This window comes from Pararobbsia alpina (assembly GCF_902859895.1).
Classification (GTDB): Bacteria; Pseudomonadota; Gammaproteobacteria; order Burkholderiales; family Burkholderiaceae; genus Pararobbsia; species Pararobbsia alpina.
In genome coordinates, this window is sequence record NZ_CADIKM010000031.1 from 42,226 (window position 1) to 60,350 (window position 18,125).

An 18,125-nucleotide genomic window follows, 5' to 3' on the forward strand; every position below is an offset into this window, starting at 1 on the left:
GCATCAAGCCATGTTTGGGTAGAGAAATATGCCGCGTCTTCGTGTTGTGCGACGCAGCATGGAAGTCATTCTAGTCCCAAAAGGCACGATGTCAAGTCCTTTTTTGTGCGTCGCACCATCCGAATAAGATCATTCAGAATCAAGCGCTTGCAGGATTCCCAGCCCCTGAAAAAACCTGAACTGACACGAATATTCTTCACTTGTCACAAATTGCGATGGAGTTGTGTTGTTGCAAAGGTTTGCGGGAGTGTTCTTCGCACCCCATTAGATAAATAGAACGGACGCTAACGAATATTTTGCCGAAATAGGGTATTCGAAGGTAAGGATTTCCTTTCGGTGGCCGTTATCCCAGTAAGCGATAGTGCATGCGGGCCGATATTCGGCGTGCCAAGCGGATGTCTGCTATTGTGCGCACCGGAAATTGGCATCTCGCTGCATTTTTGTGGACGCAGATTAAGAGTTTGCCAATCGAACAGTGTGTATCGATTGCAATCACACAATCCCCGATCGCTTGCGAGAGGTCAGTTTAACTGGCGGCGGTAAGTACCTAATATTGCTAATTTTTCGTGGCTTTACTACACTTGCGCAAAGCTATCGAATTGCAGCCACAGAATCACTACATGACACGTCAAGAATTCTCCATCGGCAAAGCACTCCGCGTCGTTTCGACGACGATCGCTTTGTCCGTCTGCGCCGCACTGGCCAACGCTGCCGCGCCGTCCGCCGCACTGGCGACGAGTGCCGATGCGACGCAAGCCACGCCTTCGGTAAAGAAGTCGAAGCGCATCAAAGTCACGAAGAAAACCGAAAAGGCCGCCGCTGCTGACGGCAAACCACGGGCGCGTACTGCTAAAGTCGCGAGCACCGCGGAGCCGACCCGTACGCGTCGCCGTGTTCACTATCGGCTTGCCGCGCGTGAAGGCGCGGTCAAGGTCGCATACGAACCCCGCACATCGGTCGGTACCGCGTTCGGTCTTCACGACGCACCAGACGAACTTGCGCTGCGTTCGAGCGTGGCCTACGTGGTTGACCAGAATACCCATGAGACCTTGTTCGACAAGAATTCACAGGCTGTCGTGCCGATCGCGTCGATCACGAAGCTGATGACCGCGATGGTGGTGCTCGATTCAAAAGCGCCGCTCACCGAGCAGATTGAAGTGACCGATGAGGACCGCGATACGGTCAAGAATACGGGTTCGCGTTTGTCGGTCGGCTCGGTCCTCTCCCGCGAGGACATGCTGCACATCGCACTGATGGCTTCGGAAAACCGCGCGGCTGCCGCCTTGTCCCGCTATTACCCCGGCGGTCGTCCGGCGTTTATCGCCGCGATGAATCATAAGGCGCAGGAACTCGGTATGCCCGAAACGCACTTCCTGAGCCCCTCGGGACTGACGAGCGAGAACGTTTCGACCGGGCGCGATCTGGTCAAGATGGTCAACGCGGCCTATCAGTATCCACTGATCCGCGAGTTCTCGACGGATGAGTCGTACGACGTATTCACGGGCCGCAAGACGATCCACTACGGCACCACCAATGCGCTGGTGCGCGGTCACAAGTGGGACATCGGCCTGCAGAAGACCGGCTTCATCAATGAGGCCGGAGAATGCATGGTGATGCAGACGACGATTCAGAATCGTCCGATCGTGATCGTGCTGCTCGATTCGTCTGGCAAGTATTCGCGGTTCGGCGACGCACAACGGATCCGTTCCTGGATCGATGCTGGCGGCGTCCAGCGCGTCACGAGCATCGAGAACAGCCGCGGTGGAACCTGAGATCAGATTGCCCCGTTGACATCGGCGACAAGCCACTCCCCCGATAGGCTGCAAGATCGAAAAAAAACGCCACGAACTAGGGTTCGTGGCGTTTTTGTTTGAGGACCGTATCTCTCAAATTATCGCGCCGTCCTCCTTGGGCTGATAACCGAGCGAGCGCGAGATTTGCAGCGCGGTATCGGTGACATGAGCAAGCCAGGAGTCCTGTAGTCGATCGGCGGGGGCCGACAGCGACAGGCCCGCCACCAGTTTGGCCGAGTCGTCGTAGATACCGGCGGCGATGCAGCGCACGCCGAGTTCGAGTTCTTCATTGTCACGCGCGCACGCGTGCTGGCGCACGTGATGCAACTCACGCTCGAGCTTCGACAGATCCGTGATGCTGTTCTGTGTATGGCCCGACAGGCCGGTTCGCGTCGCATAGGCGCGTACGCGGGGCGCTTCGTCGGCGGCAAGGAACAGTTTGCCGACCGAGGTCAGATGCAGCGGCGCACGGCCACCGATCGCCCGCACGACCTGCATGCCCGAGCGTTCGCTATAGGCGCGTTCGATATAGACGATCTCGTCGCCTTGGCGCACGGACAGATTCACGGTCTGTCCGGTCAGCCGGTGCAGGTCGCGCATCGGTGCAAGCGCTGCGTCGCGCATGGACAGGCGCGCCTTTACGAGATTGCCGAGTTCGAGCAGGCGCATCCCGAGCCGGTATGTGCCGGGATCCGAACGGTCGACCAGCCGGCAGGTGACCATATCGTTGAGAATGCGGTGCGCGGTCGACGGGTGCAGCGCGGTGCCGCGCGACAACTCCTTCAAGCTCACGGGGTCGCTGTGTTCAGCGAGCGCGTCGAGTAGGCGCATCATCCTTTCGATGACTTGAATCGACGTCTTACCTTCGGTTTCAGGATCGCTCATAGATTGCGGGAAACGGAAATCGTCCGAGTGGTCGTGCCGCATATCATATCGTGAAATGGTGCAGTGCGCGAGCCGGTTTTTTGGCGTGTAAGCCGTTAGCCCTCGGCGTGGGAATCGATCGGATGCCGCCCCCGCGGACTCGAGGCCGGCGGGCGACGGCCGCCGGCGAGGTGGTTCAATGCCGCGTGGGCAAAGCCAGGCGTCGTTCGAACACACGCTGCACCCCTTCGAGCAGCATGCAGAGCACCCAGTAGATGGCGGCCGCCGTGAGGTAGAGAGGCAGCGGCTGGTAGGTCGCTGCGATCACTTCCTGTGCGCTGCGCAGCAGTTCGGTCACGGTGATCACGGAGACCAGTGACGTGTCCTTGATCAGGCTGATGAGGCTGTTGGAGAGGCTCGGTACGGCGAGCCGCAAGGCTTGCGGACCGATGATGAAGCGCAGCGTCTGGATGCGCGTGAGCCCAAGGCTGTAAGCGGCGAGCCACTGCCCCTGAGCGATGCCGAGTATTGCGCCGCGCATGCTCTCGGACATGTAGGCCGCGACGTTGGCCGACAGCGCGAGCACGCCGGCCGGTGTCGGATCGAGCGAGATGCCGAGGCTCGGCAGCCCGTAATAGATCACGAAGATCTGCACGAGCAAGGGCGTGCCGCGCATCACGCTCACATAGATCCGCGAGATCACGACCAGCGAGCGGCTGGTGCTGATTCCCATCAGCGCCAGCACCACCGCCGCGGCCAGGCCGAAGACCATCGAGAGCAAGGCGAACTTGATAGTCAGCAATGCGCCGGTCAGCAGGACCGGCATGGACTGGATCAGCAGGGCGGTGGGGTTCATCTTTTCTTATTTGATGGGCTTCGATACGTCGATGCCGAACCATTTTTCGGAGATTTTCGTCAGCGTACCGTCCTGCTTGAGCTGATCGATTGCATCCGCAATGGCCTTGGCGAACTTCGGATTGCCCTTGCGGAACGGAATGCCCATCTGGTCTTCGACCGTGCCTACATTCGCGCCGGTGCGCAGTGGCAGGTTCGAGGTCCTGATCAGGTAGGCGAGCATCAGGCGGTCGTTGAGCGCCGCGTCGAGCCGGCCCGAAGCGAGGTCACGCAGATATTCGGGCGCGCCCGGGTAAGTCTTCACGTCGATGCCGGGAACCGACTTGGCCATGTCGTTGTAGTTGCTGCCGAGCGAGACGCCGAGCTTGTGGCCCTTGAGGTCTTCGAGCGACTTGAACTGGCGGTCGTCGTTCTTGCGCTGGATCAACTGCGCGGTCGAATAGGTGTAGGGCGGCGAGAAATCGAGCACCTTCTGACGCTCGGGGGTGATCGCGACCTGGTTGACGATCACGTCGTAGCGGTTGGCCTGCAGGCCGGCGATGATGCCGCTCCATTCGGTCGTGACGAACTCGGGCTTGACGCCGAGCTTTGCTGCGACGGCTTTGGCGACGTCTACGTCGTAGCCCTCGAGCTGGCCATTTGCGGCCTTGTAGTCGAAGGGGGGGAAGGTGCCTTCGAGTGCGATCTGGAGGGTGCCGCGTTGCTTGACCTGGTCGAGCAGGTCGTCGGCCCGTGCCGCGGCGGACAACAAAAGGCCGGCGAGAGCGACGGCAAGCAGTTTGCCGAGTAGGGTGATTTTCATTCGATCTCCTGGTGCAAGTGTGGCCGGATTGCAGGAGGCCGCTCGGCAGGAGCGGGCTCGTGCGAGTGTCCGGGACTTCGGCGGTCGCGATGGGCAGCGCCCGCGATTCCGAGCGTGCACATCATAGCGAGCCCGGGGGATGATCGGTAAATAAGCCTTGCTTATGACCTTATGCGCTGAACCGTTTGTTGCGTGGAATTTCGCTGGGCGTGTGGTCGCCTTTGCCACACGTCATGCGAGTGCCTTGGCGCATTCGCGAACCAGTGCCGGGCCGCGATAGATCAGACCGGTGTAGAGCTGAACGAGCGCCGCGCCGGCCGCGAGCTTTTGCTTCGCGTCCTCGCCCGACAGGATGCCACCGACGCCGATGATCGGCACATCGGAACCGAGCTTCGCATAAAGTTTGCGAATCACCTCGTTCGATGCTTCGAAGACCGGCCGGCCCGACAAGCCACCCGCTTCCTCGGCGTGCGGCATGCCGAGCACGGCTGCGCGAGAGAGCGTGGTATTCGTCGCGATGATGCCTTCGATCTTGTGACGTATGACGGTCGAGGCGATATCCTCGATCTGGCCTTCATCGAGATCCGGCGCGATCTTGAGCACGAGCGGCACGTGCTTGGCATGCAGGTCGTCGAGGCGTTGCTGCTTGTCGCGCAGCGCCGAGAGCAGGGCGTCAAGTTCGCCGGCACCTTGCAGCTGGCGCAGGTTCTGCGTATTCGGCGAGGAAATGTTGATCGTTACGTAGCTCGCAAACGGATAGACCCGTTCGAGACAGAACAGATAGTCGTCCGCCGCGCGCTCGATCGGCGTATCGGCATTCTTGCCGATGTTCAGGCCGAGGATGCCCTTGTAGTTGGCCGCCTGCACATTGCGGACGAACTGCTCGACACCGCCGTTGTTGAATCCGAGCCGGTTGATCAGCGCATCCGCGCGCGGCAGCCGGAACATGCGCGGACGCGGATTGCCGGGCTGGGCGCGCGGCGTGACCGTGCCGACTTCGATAAAGCCGAAGCCCAGCGATGCCAGACCATCGATGCAAGAACCTTCCTTGTCGAGGCCGGCCGCGAGGCCCACCCTATTGCGGAAGGTCAGGCCCATCACCGTGCGCGGCGCCTCGACAGGGCGCGGCATGAGCAGGGACGCGAGGCCGGTCCGGCTGCCGGCGCGCAACATCGATAAAGTCAGATGGTGAGCGTCTTCCGGATCCATCCGGAACAGGTGCGAACGCGCAAGCGGGTAAAGGGAACTGAACACGATGGACTTCGCCAGAACAGAAACCGCTTATTTTAACCGCGGCGTGTCGAAGGAACCGATGAAAAATGGGGCACCAGACATTCTGCTGGCGGGGCACGCCCCGCGTTCAGGCCGGCGTGCCGCGCATCGCCGCTTCGATCGGATCAAGCGCGGTCCGCTCCGGATCGAGTGGGCGCCAGCGCCCGTCGGTCAGTCCCTCGAGAGGGCGGAAGTTGGCCTTGTATGCCATCTTGCGGCTCTCCTGGATCCAGTAGCCCAGGTAGATGTATGGCAGGCCGAGCTGGCGTGCCTGCTCGATCTGCCAGAGGATGTTGTAGGTGCCGAAGCTCGCGTGTGCGATTGCAGGATCGAAGAAGGTGTAGACCGACGAGAGGCCGTCGCCGAGGATATCGATCATGCTGATCATCCGCAGGGGGCCGTCTGTCGTCGGTTCGGTCCCGGCGCCCGTGGACGTCCGTGCCGGCTCGCGGAACTCGACGAGCCGTGAGTTGATCCGGCTTTGCAGGAGGAATTGCTCATACTGGTCGCGGCTGTCGCGGTCCATTCCGCCGCCCGCGTGGCGGATCGACTGGTACCGCATATAGAGCGCGTAGTGCTCTTCGTCGTAATGGAGCGGGGAGACTTTTGCGATCAGGTCGCCATGCTGCCGCCAAGTGCGGCGCTGGGTCCGGTTGGGCTCGAATGCGGCCACCGGCACGCGCACCGGTACACATGCGCGGCAGCCGTCGCAGTAGGGCCGGTAGGTGAAGACCCCGGAGCGCCGGAAGCCGGCCCGAACGAGCTCCGTGTACACGTCGGAATTGATCAGGTGACTGGGCGTCGCGACTTGCGAGCGTGCGACACGGCCGTCCAGATAGCTGCACGGGTAGGGGGCCGTTGCGTAGAACTGCAAAGCGGACAACGGCGAGAGCGGTAGTTCGTTCGGATGCGTCACGCTACTTGCCTCGGCGGTTTGGCGAACCGGTCTCGTACTCTCGGTCAGGATTCGGTATCAGAAGCCCTGCACCGCATCCAGCACCGTCTTGTCGAAGTGCCAGGGAATGCCCGGCGCGTCGACGGAGGCTCTCAAATGCGCAACGAATTCACTGCGCGCCACTTCGAAGGCCCCGAGCGAAGCGAGATGCGACGTATTCTGCTGGCAGTCTATCATCTGTACTCCGTGTCGGCGCAGATGGCCGACCAGCGCGGCCAGCGCGATTTTTGACGCGTCCGTCCTGAACGCGAACATCGATTCGCCAAAGAACATCCTGCCGAGCGCCACGCCGTAAAGGCCGCCGACGCGATGCCCCTCGTACCAGGTTTCGACGCTGTGCGCGTGGCCCTGGCGGTGCAATGCCGAATAGGCCGCGATGACTTCGGCCGTGATCCACGTGCCGTCCTGGCCTGCGCGTGGTGCACGCGCGCAAGTCCGCATGACTTCAGTGAAGTTGCCGTCGACGCGGACTTCCCAGGCGGGGTCGCGCAACACGCGCCGCAGGGTTTTCGCGAACGAGGTCGACAGATGAAATGCGTCGGGCCGTAGCACCATGCGCGGGTCCGGGCTCCACCAGAGCACGGGCTGGCCGTTCGAATACCACGGGAAGATGCCGTTGCGGTAGGCCTCGAGCAGGCGCCCGACATCGAGTTCGCCGGTTGCGGCGAGCAGTCCGGCGGCACCACTGGCCGGGCCGAGCGCGTGGTCGAGCGGCGGAAAAGGATCGTCGGAACGCAGCCAGGGCACCATCTCGCGGCCCCCGGCCTAACCGTCTCGCAGCGAGCGGAAGATGTCGCCTGTATGCAATCCGAAATGGCCATTCGCGCGGTCGGCCAGGAAATAGCGCAGCGTCTGGCCAACCGTTGGAAACGCAATGTCCTGCCAGGGAATCTCATGCTCGGCGAACAGGCGCACCTCGAGGCTTTCTTCCCCGGCGGCGATATCGATGTCAAGCAGGCGTGCGAGATAGAACAGATGCACCTGGTGCACATGCGGGACGTTCAGCAGCGAAAACAGGCTTTGTATCTCGACGCGTGCGCCGGCCTCTTCGAGCGTTTCGCGGGCAGCGGCCTGCGAGGTCGTTTCGCCGAGTTCCATGAAGCCGGCCGGCAGTGTCCAGTAGCCGTAGCGCGGTTCGATCGCGCGGCGGCAGAGCAACACCTTATCCTCCCAGACGGGCACGGTGCCGACCACGTTGCGCGGATTCTGATAGTGGATCGTGCCGCAGTTGTCGCAGACGAAACGCTCGCGATTATCGCCGGGAGGAATGCGCGAGCTGACGGCATGGCCGCAGACTGAACAGAATTTCATCGAGGAGGTGGCGCGCGCCGTGCTTGGGTCGCTGGATTGGAATGAAGCGAGTGTAGCATTGGCCACCGCGTCTGACAGGTATCGCCCATGCGCGGCCGGAGGCGCCCCGCTCATGTCCGCAACCCGGGTGGACGGTCCGGTTACACCACTGTCATGGGGCGAAGCTAAAATCATCAGGGCACGCGGGATAGCGAGCAGGAAAGCCCCATTTCAGACCGGGGCAAGAAAGCCATTGCACTTATGTTGTGCCTTCCCTATAATCTTCTTTTCGACGGACGCGGGGTGGAGCAGTCTGGCAGCTCGTCGGGCTCATAACCCGAAGGTCGTAGGTTCAAATCCTACCCCCGCAACCAAGCCAGAAATGATGTTGGGGATGTGCGATTCAAGGCAGCATGCGCATCGGTCCTCGAAACAGCCGCGGAAGCAAGAGTAGCGGCAGCAAGAAGCAGTAGCGTAGTGATGGCGGACCATGTTTCGGTCCACAACATCGCGAGCTTCGAAGCCAGAAACGCGCACGGTTACGCCACCGAATTCGATTTTCGATTTCAACGGGCGCGGGGTGGAGCAGTCTGGCAGCTCGTCGGGCTCATAACCCGAAGGTCGTAGGTTCAAATCCTACCCCCGCAACCATAGCAATCAAGACCCCTGCAAGGCATTGGCCTCGCAGGGGTTTTGTGTTTTCGGCCGGACTATTTGCAGCGCACGACCATCGAGCGGCTCTTCACGTTTGCGGTCACCACGCTGTTCAGCCCACCGCCGGCCGCGGCACCATCGTCGCTGTCCTTCGACACGATGTCATAGCCGCTCGCGCCGCATGCATCTCCGGCCTTCTGATAACACTCGCCCCAGTTCGAACCCGAACCCGATCCACTGCAATTGATCGCGAATCCGGTCTGGCCGTCCGGCAAATGCACCAGATCGCTCGAATTGGTGCTGCAGCCCGACATTGTCACCGCAAGGCCAGCCATGATCGGCGCGGCCCACACTGGAAATGACTGGCAGGCCCCACGCCAACCACCACCGGGAACGCCGCGACGGGCAAGCGGCCCATCGATCGGACCGGCCATACGAACCAGGGGATTCGGGTCGATTTGCATGAGCGCGCTCCGGGTTGAAGAAGGATTTCGTCATTCGAACACGTTGGCTGGAGACCGTCCCGCGGACTTTGTAAGCAGGCGCAACGACCATTTCGCGCAGCAAAAACGTTACCCCTGCGAATTTCCCTTGATCACGAGTATCGACACTTCAAGCGAGGAAACTCGCGTTCGTCCATTCAAGACATCCAGCTTCTCGAACGGATCTGCGATTCGGCAAATTGTAAGCAGATGCTCGAATAAAGTTACAATTCTGAAGCAAGAACTGCGCGGAAAAGCGTGGTCGTGCGAGTGCTCAAACCGCCCGATAACCTGCCGACACGCTTACAAGCCGCCTCGGTGCTTGTGCCGGCGGCATTTGAAACATCCGGCACATTGTTTGCTTGATGGCGATCACCAAATACAAGATGCGGGAGCCCGAATGGGCGATTTCAATTCATATATCTTTTTTGCGGCTGCTGCGGGGCTGGTGGCGGTTGCAATAGCGATTGCGGTGATCTCGGCGTTTCTACATCTACGCGAAGGAGCCTCAGTTTCGTCCACGCGGCCTATCAAGCCGGTAGTGCCGGATGCGGCGGCCAAGGAGCGCGGACTCGCGCAGACCGATGACGGCATCATTTCCTGAGGCCGGCTAGTTACATTGCCGCGCTGACGGGTATCTCCGTGTCTAATCGCCCGCGTCGCTTCCCATGAACGCGCGCATGAACACAAGCGCACCCCAACCCCACATCGCATCGATCACGAATTCGAATGTCACACGCGGCAGAATATTGCCGCTTGGCCATTCGCCTCGTAACGGCCCCAGCAAGAAAATTGAAATCGCCGTCAGTGCAATTCCGCCGAACGCGAGTGCGCCGATCCAGGGGGCGGGCCGGGCGGGCGAGACGCGCAGCAGCCATGCCATGACAATCGCGATTGCCCCATTGATCAATGCCGACATCACGAATTCGGGTACGTCGAGCGGCGGTGCGGCGAGCAATGGGTATGCCGTGTGGGTCGTCGCTCCGGCTAGATGCAACAGCTCGACGCTCGGCTGCTGAAAAAAGATCACGGCGAGAAAGCCGGCGAGAAAAGGCAAGACGATTCGTTGCATGACGCTCGGATTCGAAGCTGTCGCCGCAGCGACCGGGGGAATGTCTGGTCGCTCATTATAGGGGCGGCCGCATGCTTCTAGATGGGTGCGCGCTGGCAAAGCACGAATTCGTACAACTTAAGCAAAAAACATTCGTTCAAAAACGGCAGGGTGCTCCTTAGACTGGCTTCCATCGAAACGCCTTGCTCTATTCGCACCGAAGCGCGATGGCTTGCTTGCGTTATTGCAACTGTCGAAAAGGATGCCTGCCCGATGTCTTATGTCGTAACGATCTCCGGAAGTCCCGCCGCACGTTCGCGCAGTACGCATTTGCTCGCCGCCGCCGAAGAGTCGTTGCACACCCGCGGTATCGTGACGCGCCGGATCGAGCCGCGCGGACTGCCCGCCGAAGCGCTGCTGCACGCGGACTTCAGTCATCCTGCGATTCGCGAAGCGCTTGAACTCGTCGAGCATGCGCAGGCCGTGGTGATTGCTACACCTGTCTACAAGGTGGCGTACAGCGGCCTGCTCAAGACCTTCATCGATCTGCTTCCGCAATCCGGCCTGACGGGCAAGCTGGTGCTGCCGATCGGCACTGGCGGCAGTCCCGCGCATCTGCTTGCGCTCGACTATGCGCTGAGGCCGGTGCTCTCGTCCCTGGGCGCCCGCCACGTGCTTTCCAACGTGTTCGCCACGGATCGTGAGGTGCCCTCAAACGACACGGGCTACCAGATCGACGCCGGGGTCTCGGATCGGCTGATCCAGTCGATCGACCAGCTCGCGCTGGTGTGGTTCGATCAGGTGGAGCTTCGCGAACACCGAGCGCGCAGCAGCGCGCGCTCCGAATTCGCTGAACCGGCGTACGCGCATCCCGCTCATCGCGAAGCGGGGGCTGGGGTCGCGCGCGTGGCCGCGACGGCGTTCTCGAAGACGCGATGTTCGAACTGAGCGGCGCGCCGAGGCGCGCCTGACGCCGGCCGGGTCCAGACCTCATGGGCGGGCCGGCGCCCATTTTGTTTTCCAACACGTCATAACCACTTAGCAGGGCAGCGTCCCGCGGTCCGGCGCATCGCGCTGCCCCACGGCGACTATCCAGCGGAAACGCGCCACGGAAATCCTTATGAGCAACGACAACACTACGATTGATCATGGCCGGCGCAGCCTTCTGCGCGCCTCGGCCGCGGTGGGACTCGGCGCGACCCTCGGCCTCGGCGGCATGGGCCGTGCAGCCGCACAAAGCGGCAAGGTCGTGCGAATCGGCTATCAGAAGTACGGCACTTTTGTGATTCTCAAGGCGCGCGGCACGCTCGAAAAGCGCCTGGCCGCCCAGGGCGCGACGGTTCAATGGCTCGAATTTCCGGCGGGTCCGCAGTTGCTCGAGGGTCTCAACGCGGGTGCGGTGGATCTCGGCACAGTCGGCGAAACCCCGCCGATCTTCGCGCAAGCGGGCGGGGTCGATTTCGTCTATATCGGCAATGAACCCCCAGCCGCCGCTTCGGAAGCCATCGTGATCCCGAAGCAGTCGCCGATCAAGTCCATCGCGGAACTCCGCGGCAAGAAGGTCGCGCTGAACCGCGGCTCGAATGTCCACTACTTGCTGGTCCGTGCGCTGGCCTCGGCGAATCTCAAGTACACGGATATCGAGCCGGTCTATCTCGCGCCAGCGGATGCACGCGCAGCGTTCGAGCAGAACAACATCGATGCATGGGCGATCTGGGATCCGTACTTTGCGTCGGTCCAGAACGCAGGCGGCAAGGTCCTGACCGACGGTACCGGTCTCGTGAGAAACCTGCAGTTCTACCTCGCCTCGCGCAAGTATGCCGAGCAGTCGCCTGAGCTCGTTCACGCGGTAGTCGACGAGCTGCGCGAGGTTGACAACTGGGGCAAGCGCAATCCGGCCGAGGTGGTTCGCGTGCTCGGTCCACAGACGGGCCTCGATCCGGCCGTGCTCGACCTGGCAGTCAAGCGCTATTCATTCGGCATCCAACCGATTTCCGATGAGGTGGTCGCCTATCAGCAAGGCATCGCCGACACCTTTACCGAACTGAAACTGATTCCACGCAAGCTCGACGTCAAGCAAGCGCAGTGGAAAGCCTGAGGAGTGTGCTGCAATGAACGTGTTCTGGTTTATCCCGACCCATGGCGACAGCCGCTATCTCGGAACTTCCGACGGTGCCCGCTCCGCGAGCTTCGACTATTTCCGGCAGGTCGCCGTCGCCGCCGATACGCTTGGCTATGACGGCGTGCTGTTGCCGACCGGGCGTTCGTGCGAAGACGCGTGGGTGGTCGCCTCGAGTCTGATCGGCGCGACCCAGAAGCTCAAGTTCCTGGTTGCGATCCGTCCGGGCCTGAGTTCGCCGGCGCTGGCCGCGCGCATGGCGGCAACCTTCGACCGCTTGTCGAACGGGCGCCTGCTGATCAATGTCGTGACCGGTGGCGATACGAGGGAGCTCGAGGGCGACGGCTTGTTCTCGAGCCACGACGAGCGCTACGAGATTACCGATGAATTCCTTCATGTCTGGCGGCAGATTCTCGAAGCCTCGCATCGCAAGGAAAGTATCGACTTCATTGGCAAGCATCTGACCAGCAAGGGCGGCAAATCACTGTATCCGCCCGTGCAACGGCCGCATCCGCCGCTGTGGTTCGGCGGTTCCTCGCCGGCTGCGCATGGGATCGCCGCCAACCATATCGATACCTACCTGACCTGGGGCGAGCCGCTCGAGGACGTCGAAAAGAAGGTCGTCGATATCCGCAAGCGCGCGGCCGACCAGGGCCGTACGATCAAGTTCGGCATCCGTATGCATTCGATCGTGCGCGAAACCGCCGACGAGGCGTGGGCCGCGGCCGACAAGCTCATCAGCAGGCTCGATGACAAAACCATCGAGCGTGCTCAGGCTTCGTTCGCCAAGATGGATTCGGAAGGGCAGCGCCGCATGGCCGCGCTGCACGGCGGCCGACGCGACAAGCTCGAAGTCGCACCGAACCTGTGGGCGGGTGTCGGGCTGGTCCGTGGCGGCGCGGGAACGGCACTCGTCGGCAACCCGGAGCAGGTCGCCGCGCGGATGAAGGAATACGCGGAGCTCGGCATCGACACGTTCATCATGTCGGGCTATCCGCACCTCGAGGAATCGTATCGCTTCGCGGAACTCGTGTTCCCGCTGCTGCCGCGTGCGCGGCGTGAGCAGATCGCGGGTCCGCTGTCGGGGCCGTTCGGCGAAATCATCGGCAATCACTACGTGCCAGAGGCTTCGCAAAGCTGATCATGAGCACTCCCGCCCTGGTTCGAAATCGAGCTGCCGAAACTGTACGGGGCGACGCGACTGCTGTTGCTCCCGTCGTTGCCACGGATGATGCGGGTCGCCCGGCGGCTGCGGCCAACGCCGTGCCGGGCGCGACCGGCACGGGCATAGCCGCTGCCCCAAAGGTTGCGGGTACGGCACGTTCGTCGTGGCGGCCCCGGCTTTCCTCTCTGGTGCCGTGGCTGCTGCCACTCCTGATTCTGGCGCTCTGGGAGGCGGGCACGCGTTCGCAGTGGATCTCGACCCGCGTGCTGCCCGAGCCGCTCGCCGTGCTCAAGGCATTCTGGTCGCTTGCGCTCGACGGCACGATGTGGGACAACGTCAAAGTCAGTACATTGCGCGCACTCGCCGGCTTCGCCATCGGCGGCACGCTGGGGCTGCTGTTCGGGCTCGCGACCGGCGTGTCGCGTCCCATCGCACTGACGCTCGACTCGACATTGCAGATGGTCCGCAATATCCCGCCGCTCGCGATGATCCCGCTCGTGATCCTGTGGTTCGGCATCGGCGAACAGGCCAAGCTCTTTCTCGTCGCGCTCGGTGTGTTCTTCCCGATCTACCTGAATACCTTCCATGGGATCCGTTCAGTCGACCGCAACCTGATCGAGATGGCGCGCAGCTACGGACTTTCAGGCTGGCCGCTCTATCGTCACGTGATCCTGCCCGGAGCCGTGCCGTCGATCCTCGTCGGCGTGCGTTTTGCGCTGGGCTTCATGTGGGTCACGCTGATCGTCGCCGAGACCCTGTCCGCACAGTCGGGCATCGGCTATATGACGATGAATGCACGCGAGTTCCTGCAAACCGATGTGGTGCTGGTCGGCATCCTGCTCTATGCGCTGCTCGGCAAACTTGCCGATATCCTCGCGACGGCACTCGAGCGCAGGGTGTTGCGCTGGAATCCGGCGTATCGCAAGAAAGGCGGGAACGCGTGATGAATGCGATTTTGAAACCCTCCGCGCCAGCCGTCGCAGTCGAGCTCAAGCAGGTCTCGAAGCGCTATGGCGAGCGCTCAGTGCTCAGCGATTTTGCGCTGTCGATCGAGCGAGGCAGCTTCGTCGCGATTGTCGGCCGCAGCGGCTGCGGCAAGTCGACCTTGTTGCGCCTTGTCGCCGGACTCGAGTCGATCGATGCCGGTACGCTCGAAAAGCAGGGTGCCGGCGGTCCGATCGAGACGCGGATCATGTTTCAGGACGCGCGGCTGCTGCCCTGGAAAACGGTGCTGCAAAACGTGATGCTCGGCCTGCCGAAGACGGCACGCGACGAAGCGCTCACGGTGCTCACGGACGTTGGCCTTGCCGACCGCGCGAACGACTGGCCCGCCGAGCTGTCGGGCGGACAGCGCCAGCGCGTCGCGCTGGCACGCGCACTGATTCATAAACCTGAGCTGCTGCTGCTCGATGAACCGCTCGGTGCGCTCGACGCGCTGACCCGCATCGAGATGCATGGCCTGATCGAGCGCTTGTGGCGCGAGCGGGGTTTTACGGCACTCCTCGTTACCCATGACGTTCATGAGGCCGTGGCGCTCGGCGACCGGATCGTGCTGATCGAACAAGGCCGGATCGCACTCGACCAGCCGGTCGCCTTGCCCCGGCCTCGTGCACGCGGCAGTGCGGCGTTTGCCGCGCTCGAGGACGGCATTCTGCAGCGGGTGCTCAAGAGCGAAACGGGCCAGGGTGAAACGGCGAGTTCGTCAAAGCGAATCTATGCGCCGAGCGAGGTCCGGTGGGCGGTCTAGCGGCCCGCAACCCGCAGCGAAGCAGCGGGCGGGTCGGGTAGCCGAGTAGCACGGTGACCGGCTTGGTAACAGACGCTGCAATCGATACGACAATCAAGTAGTCCCATCAGCTTATCCATCAGGAAACCACCATGGCAATCAGCGCGATCAATGTACGGAATCAGTTCAAGGGAACGGTCAAGGAAATCATTCGAGGTTCGGTCGTCTCGGAGGTCGACGTCGAAACCCCATATGGGATCGTCACGTCGGTGATCACGACACGCTCGATCGACGAGCTTGACCTCAAGGTCGGGGCCGAAGTCGTCGCGCTGGTGAAGTCGACGGAAGTTTCGATCGCCCGGATTTAGCAGCGCAACGCACAGACTGTGCGCCGTCCTAGATATTCCACTTGTGCGAGAGCTGCGCGAGGGATAAGCGCAGGCTGTCGATCTGCTCGAGGAGTTGAGCGGTGACCCACACATACCGTTCGACCTCGGCGGATACCGCCTCGGGCGGAGGTGGGGGTGGGTGAAGAGGCGGCAGCGGCTCGAGCCGGGTGAGCGTGCCGAACTTCAAGGCCCGTGCCATGCCGATCAGCAGTTCTCGAATGCGCCGGTCTTCGCCCGAGAGCGCCTGACGGACCCGTGCGCGGCGTACGTCGTCGATATCGCGCAGCCGGCTCGTCGAGAGCATTTCGAGCATCCCGACAATGCTGCGCAAGCCGCGCTGGACGGCTTCGAGCTCGGTGGACGGGACACTGATTTCCTTGGCGACCGAGGGCATCAGCGAGCGCAACTGGACGAGCATCGCGCCCTGGCGCGTGAGGATCTTCTGATGCTCCTCGTCGTTGAGCGGCAGTCCGCCGACGATCCGCGCATACAGGCGCGCGCAGTCGCGCAGACTGTCGGAGAGCTTGTAGCGCCACGAGTAGGTTGCATAGAGCGGCAAGGCGAACGAGAACAGCAGGGCGATCGCGATGCCGATCAGCACATCGGCCGAACGCCACAGGCCGTCGCTGATCTCGGCATCGCCGTGACCCGCGACGATCACCAAGGTAATCGCCGAGAGCAGGGCGATATACCCGCCTTTGCCGATCGCGTAGTAGCCGCCGACCCCGCAGGCGATCGCCATCAGCAGATACGTCAGCAGCGGCAAGTGCAGCCATGCTTCAAGCAGGATCAGCGCGAGCCCGACGGAGGCCCCGATCAGCGTCCCGAGCGCACGTTCGGCGGCCTTCTTGCGGATATTGCCGTGATGCTGGAGACCGCCGATCACGACCAGCAGCGTGATCGACGCCCACTCGCCGTGAGGAAGGTGAATGCCGGTCGTCAATGCGATCGATGCAAGGATGCCGATCGCGACGCGGCTCGCATGAATCAGTTTCGCGTGCCGGTAGCGCCGATAGGGATCGGTGAACTGACGCAGCGCCTGGCGCACGAGCAAACGCAGTGGTGTCGAGAGGGAGAGCTGCATCGGCTCAATGTACGACACCCCCGCGCAAATGGGAATATCCATCGGACTCCGGGTATCGGATCTCAGGATCTCAGGATCTCGGGATCTCAGGATCTCAGGATCTCAGGATCTCAGGATCTCAGGATCTCAGGATCTCAGGATCTCAGGATCCGGACTCCCGCGCCGGCAAGGCGTTCAAACGCTCCTGTTATTCCGGTCGCGCCGCTGCGCGCGCGAGACGATGCCGGCTGTGACCTTGGCGGTCTGCAATTGGTGGTTCATCAGCGTCACCGCTTTCACGGTGCGACTTTGATGGGCCTGCAGCGACCAGAACAGCGCGATACCCCAGCCCGCGATGGTCCAGCCCAGGCATGCGTTGAACAGCGCGAGCGCGAGCGTATCCGGCCGGGAGCGCCTGTCCGCCACGATCGAGGGCAGGAAGTAGACCGATACCGCGACTGCGATTACACCGAATTCAACGATTGATTTCATCATTTCGATTCTCCGCTTTCTCCGCTAACACCGTGCCCTGGCGCCGCAGCGCCACCGGTGAAAAGCAGTGTATTCCCTAAATAACTAAGCATTAACCATAGTTTTTGGAACAGTGAGTTCCTTTTTCTGAAGCTATGGGTGAGCTCGCCGAGGAGTGAAGGGACTCGGGGGCTTGCCCCCGCGATTGCCGAGCACGCGCCTGAATCGTGGCTGTCGGGCATTGTGTTCGGCGAACACGGTGAAACGCCTATCCGCGACGTCTACGCAGGTGGCGATAAAGTCGTCGACAATCGACGTCATCGCGACGAAGAACAGGCCTATGCGCGGTATCGCATCGCGCTCGCCGAGCTCCTGGAATGAACGGCAAAATTGCCGCGCCCCAGTCTCATGACGTGAACACGCCCCAGGACAGATTGTGTCCCGGTTGACCCGAGTGCGCCGCCGCCCCAGCTTGCGTCGGAGCTCGGGTAGTTCGTCTTGCCAGTCATCCGGTTCGACACATCATTCAGGCTTTTCACCGGTGCGTGCACGGAAACCTTCGACGGATAATTCGCCCGCAGGTGCACATGGCCGTCCTCGCCGTCGAATTGCGTGAAGACCTCCGAAAATATCCCGCGCAGCTCGTTCAGCATTGCTTTGGTGAACACGCTTGGCCGATATAGGGTCACGAGGACCTAGTGAACGCGGATCGGCTAGACGTCTCCTCTCCAGCGAGGTGATTCGCACGATTCGATTTTGTGTGCCGGCAACATCAGCGTTGCCCGGCACGCCATTTCGATAACGCTGAGGTACGCGCCACAAAAATATCGCATAACTAAAAATAGACGAGAAACCACTATGAGATTCACGCTGTGCGATCGGGGTGCTCGCCGGCGGCAGAAAGCACGCACGTTGACGATTGGCGTCAGCGATGATGCCGCGACGGGCCGGGTAAAAGGGACATCACGGGGAGGCGTTGGTTTGTCATCTGCCGCCGCGTTGTCGCGCATTGATCTGCTCGCCCTGCGCCCGGTTGCGTTCGCCGCGCTCTGCATGCTGGGCATGCTGCCCGTCGCGGTCGAGGCGCAAGTCGTGGCGGCGCCTTCGGGAAACAGCAAGCCGGTCGTCGGCGTGACGGCCAATGGCACGCCGCTCGTCCAGATTTCGACGCCGA

At 61.9% G+C, this 18,125-nt stretch carries 21 protein-coding genes, 2 tRNA genes and 1 pseudogene; 12 read left to right on the forward strand and 12 right to left on the reverse strand.

Features of this window, described 5'->3' with window-relative positions:
- The first annotated feature begins 620 nt into the window (after positions 1-620).
- The gene (gene pbpG / locus HV670_RS22380; protein ID WP_175107193.1) at positions 621-1,772 is read left to right on the forward strand and encodes a D-alanyl-D-alanine endopeptidase; all 1,152 of its coding nucleotides are present in this window, start codon (positions 621-623) and stop codon (positions 1,770-1,772) included.
- Positions 1,773-1,886: 114 nt separating this feature from the next.
- Here the strand turns inward: pbpG and HV670_RS22385 are convergent, their stop codons facing one another.
- The 7 genes from HV670_RS22385 to HV670_RS22415 form a co-directional block, all read right to left on the reverse strand.
- On the reverse strand, positions 1,887-2,678 hold the full coding sequence (locus HV670_RS22385) for an IclR family transcriptional regulator (protein WP_175107219.1): 792 nt from the start codon (positions 2,676-2,678) through the stop codon (positions 1,887-1,889).
- Positions 2,679-2,853: 175 nt separating this feature from the next.
- Complete coding sequence (locus HV670_RS22390; protein ID WP_175107195.1) at positions 2,854-3,513, reverse strand: amino acid ABC transporter permease; 660 nt, start codon at positions 3,511-3,513, stop codon at positions 2,854-2,856.
- Between the two features lie 6 nt (positions 3,514-3,519).
- Positions 3,520-4,314, reverse strand: coding sequence for a cystine ABC transporter substrate-binding protein (locus HV670_RS22395; protein WP_175107197.1), 795 nt, complete (start codon positions 4,312-4,314; stop codon positions 3,520-3,522).
- A 231-nt stretch (positions 4,315-4,545) separates the two neighbouring features.
- Positions 4,546-5,568 carry a quinone-dependent dihydroorotate dehydrogenase gene (locus tag HV670_RS22400; protein WP_175107199.1) on the reverse strand — a complete coding sequence of 341 codons (1,023 nt, stop codon included), beginning with the start codon at positions 5,566-5,568 and terminating at the stop codon, positions 4,546-4,548.
- 106 nt (positions 5,569-5,674) lie between these two features.
- Entirely contained in the window at positions 5,675-6,502 is an 828-nt protein-coding gene (locus HV670_RS22405; RefSeq protein WP_175107201.1) for an arginyltransferase, read from the reverse strand.
- Positions 6,503-6,559: 57 nt separating this feature from the next.
- Positions 6,560-7,291, reverse strand: a complete 732-nt coding sequence (gene aat / locus HV670_RS22410; RefSeq protein WP_175107202.1) for a leucyl/phenylalanyl-tRNA--protein transferase — start codon at positions 7,289-7,291, stop codon at positions 6,560-6,562.
- 15 nt (positions 7,292-7,306) lie between these two features.
- Complete coding sequence (locus HV670_RS22415) at positions 7,307-7,852, reverse strand: NUDIX hydrolase (RefSeq protein ID WP_175107204.1); 546 nt, start codon at positions 7,850-7,852, stop codon at positions 7,307-7,309.
- Positions 7,853-8,128: 276 nt separating this feature from the next.
- Between HV670_RS22415 and HV670_RS22420 the strand changes: the two genes are divergently transcribed.
- Together HV670_RS22420 and HV670_RS22425 are read left to right on the forward strand one after the other, a co-directional pair.
- Positions 8,129-8,205: transfer RNA gene (locus HV670_RS22420), tRNA-Met, on the forward strand.
- Between the two features lie 200 nt (positions 8,206-8,405).
- Positions 8,406-8,482 (forward strand) — tRNA-Met (locus HV670_RS22425).
- A gap of 59 nt (positions 8,483-8,541) precedes the next feature.
- Here the strand turns inward: HV670_RS22425 and HV670_RS22430 are convergent.
- Positions 8,542-8,820 carry a hypothetical protein gene (locus HV670_RS22430; protein WP_246257830.1) on the reverse strand — a complete coding sequence of 93 codons (279 nt, stop codon included), beginning with the start codon at positions 8,818-8,820 and terminating at the stop codon, positions 8,542-8,544.
- 547 nt (positions 8,821-9,367) lie between these two features.
- Between HV670_RS22430 and HV670_RS22435 the strand changes: the two genes are divergently transcribed.
- Positions 9,368-9,571 (forward strand): hypothetical protein, encoded by a 204-nt coding sequence (locus tag HV670_RS22435; RefSeq protein ID WP_175107206.1) that lies wholly within the window; start codon positions 9,368-9,370, stop codon positions 9,569-9,571.
- A gap of 42 nt (positions 9,572-9,613) precedes the next feature.
- Here HV670_RS22435 and HV670_RS22440 read toward each other — a convergent pair whose 3' ends face one another.
- Positions 9,614-10,039 carry a hypothetical protein gene (locus HV670_RS22440; protein WP_175107207.1) on the reverse strand — a complete coding sequence of 142 codons (426 nt, stop codon included), beginning with the start codon at positions 10,037-10,039 and terminating at the stop codon, positions 9,614-9,616.
- 252 nt (positions 10,040-10,291) lie between these two features.
- Here HV670_RS22440 and ssuE point away from each other — a divergent pair, with 252 nt between their 5' ends.
- The 6 genes from ssuE (at position 10,292) to HV670_RS22470 (ending at position 15,396) form a co-directional block, all read left to right on the forward strand.
- A complete protein-coding gene (ssuE, locus tag HV670_RS22445) occupies positions 10,292-10,966 on the forward strand; it encodes an NADPH-dependent FMN reductase (RefSeq protein ID WP_175107208.1) in 675 nt (224 codons plus the stop codon).
- 172 nt (positions 10,967-11,138) lie between these two features.
- Positions 11,139-12,116 (forward strand): sulfonate ABC transporter substrate-binding protein, encoded by a 978-nt coding sequence (locus HV670_RS22450; RefSeq protein ID WP_175107209.1) that lies wholly within the window; start codon positions 11,139-11,141, stop codon positions 12,114-12,116.
- Between the two features lie 13 nt (positions 12,117-12,129).
- Complete coding sequence (ssuD, locus tag HV670_RS22455) at positions 12,130-13,278, forward strand: FMNH2-dependent alkanesulfonate monooxygenase (protein ID WP_175107210.1); 1,149 nt, start codon at positions 12,130-12,132, stop codon at positions 13,276-13,278.
- 2 nt (positions 13,279-13,280) lie between these two features.
- Entirely contained in the window at positions 13,281-14,246 is a 966-nt protein-coding gene (gene ssuC, locus HV670_RS22460) for an aliphatic sulfonate ABC transporter permease SsuC (RefSeq protein ID WP_175107211.1), read from the forward strand.
- Positions 14,207-15,049: an ATP-binding cassette domain-containing protein gene (locus HV670_RS22465; protein WP_175107221.1), complete on the forward strand. Its 843-nt coding sequence runs from the start codon at positions 14,207-14,209 to the stop codon at positions 15,047-15,049. The genes ssuC and HV670_RS22465 overlap by 40 nt, the downstream gene beginning before the upstream one ends.
- Before the next feature lie 131 nt (positions 15,050-15,180).
- Positions 15,181-15,396: a TOBE domain-containing protein gene (locus HV670_RS22470; RefSeq protein ID WP_175107212.1), complete on the forward strand. Its 216-nt coding sequence runs from the start codon at positions 15,181-15,183 to the stop codon at positions 15,394-15,396.
- 28 nt (positions 15,397-15,424) lie between these two features.
- Here HV670_RS22470 and HV670_RS22475 read toward each other — a convergent pair whose 3' ends face one another.
- Positions 15,425-16,501, reverse strand: coding sequence for an FUSC family protein (locus tag HV670_RS22475; RefSeq protein WP_175107222.1), 1,077 nt, complete (start codon positions 16,499-16,501; stop codon positions 15,425-15,427).
- Positions 16,502-16,675: 174 nt separating this feature from the next.
- On the reverse strand, positions 16,676-16,975 hold the full coding sequence (locus HV670_RS22480) for a superinfection immunity protein (protein ID WP_246257825.1): 300 nt from the start codon (positions 16,973-16,975) through the stop codon (positions 16,676-16,678).
- 177 nt (positions 16,976-17,152) lie between these two features.
- Here HV670_RS22480 and HV670_RS22485 point away from each other — a divergent pair.
- A pseudogene (locus HV670_RS22485) lies at positions 17,153-17,332 on the forward strand (formimidoylglutamate deiminase); the annotation flags it as partial.
- On the opposite strand, the gene HV670_RS31900 reads toward HV670_RS22485, so the two are convergent.
- Positions 17,290-17,640: a transposase gene (locus HV670_RS31900; protein ID WP_281362442.1), complete on the reverse strand. Its 351-nt coding sequence runs from the start codon at positions 17,638-17,640 to the stop codon at positions 17,290-17,292. The pseudogene HV670_RS22485 and the gene HV670_RS31900 overlap by 43 nt on opposite strands.
- Positions 17,641-17,932: 292 nt before the next feature.
- On the opposite strand from HV670_RS31900, the gene HV670_RS22495 reads away from it, so the two are divergent.
- Positions 17,933-18,125 (forward strand): hypothetical protein (locus HV670_RS22495; RefSeq protein WP_425511453.1); only part of this gene is annotated, 193 nt, incomplete at its 3' end.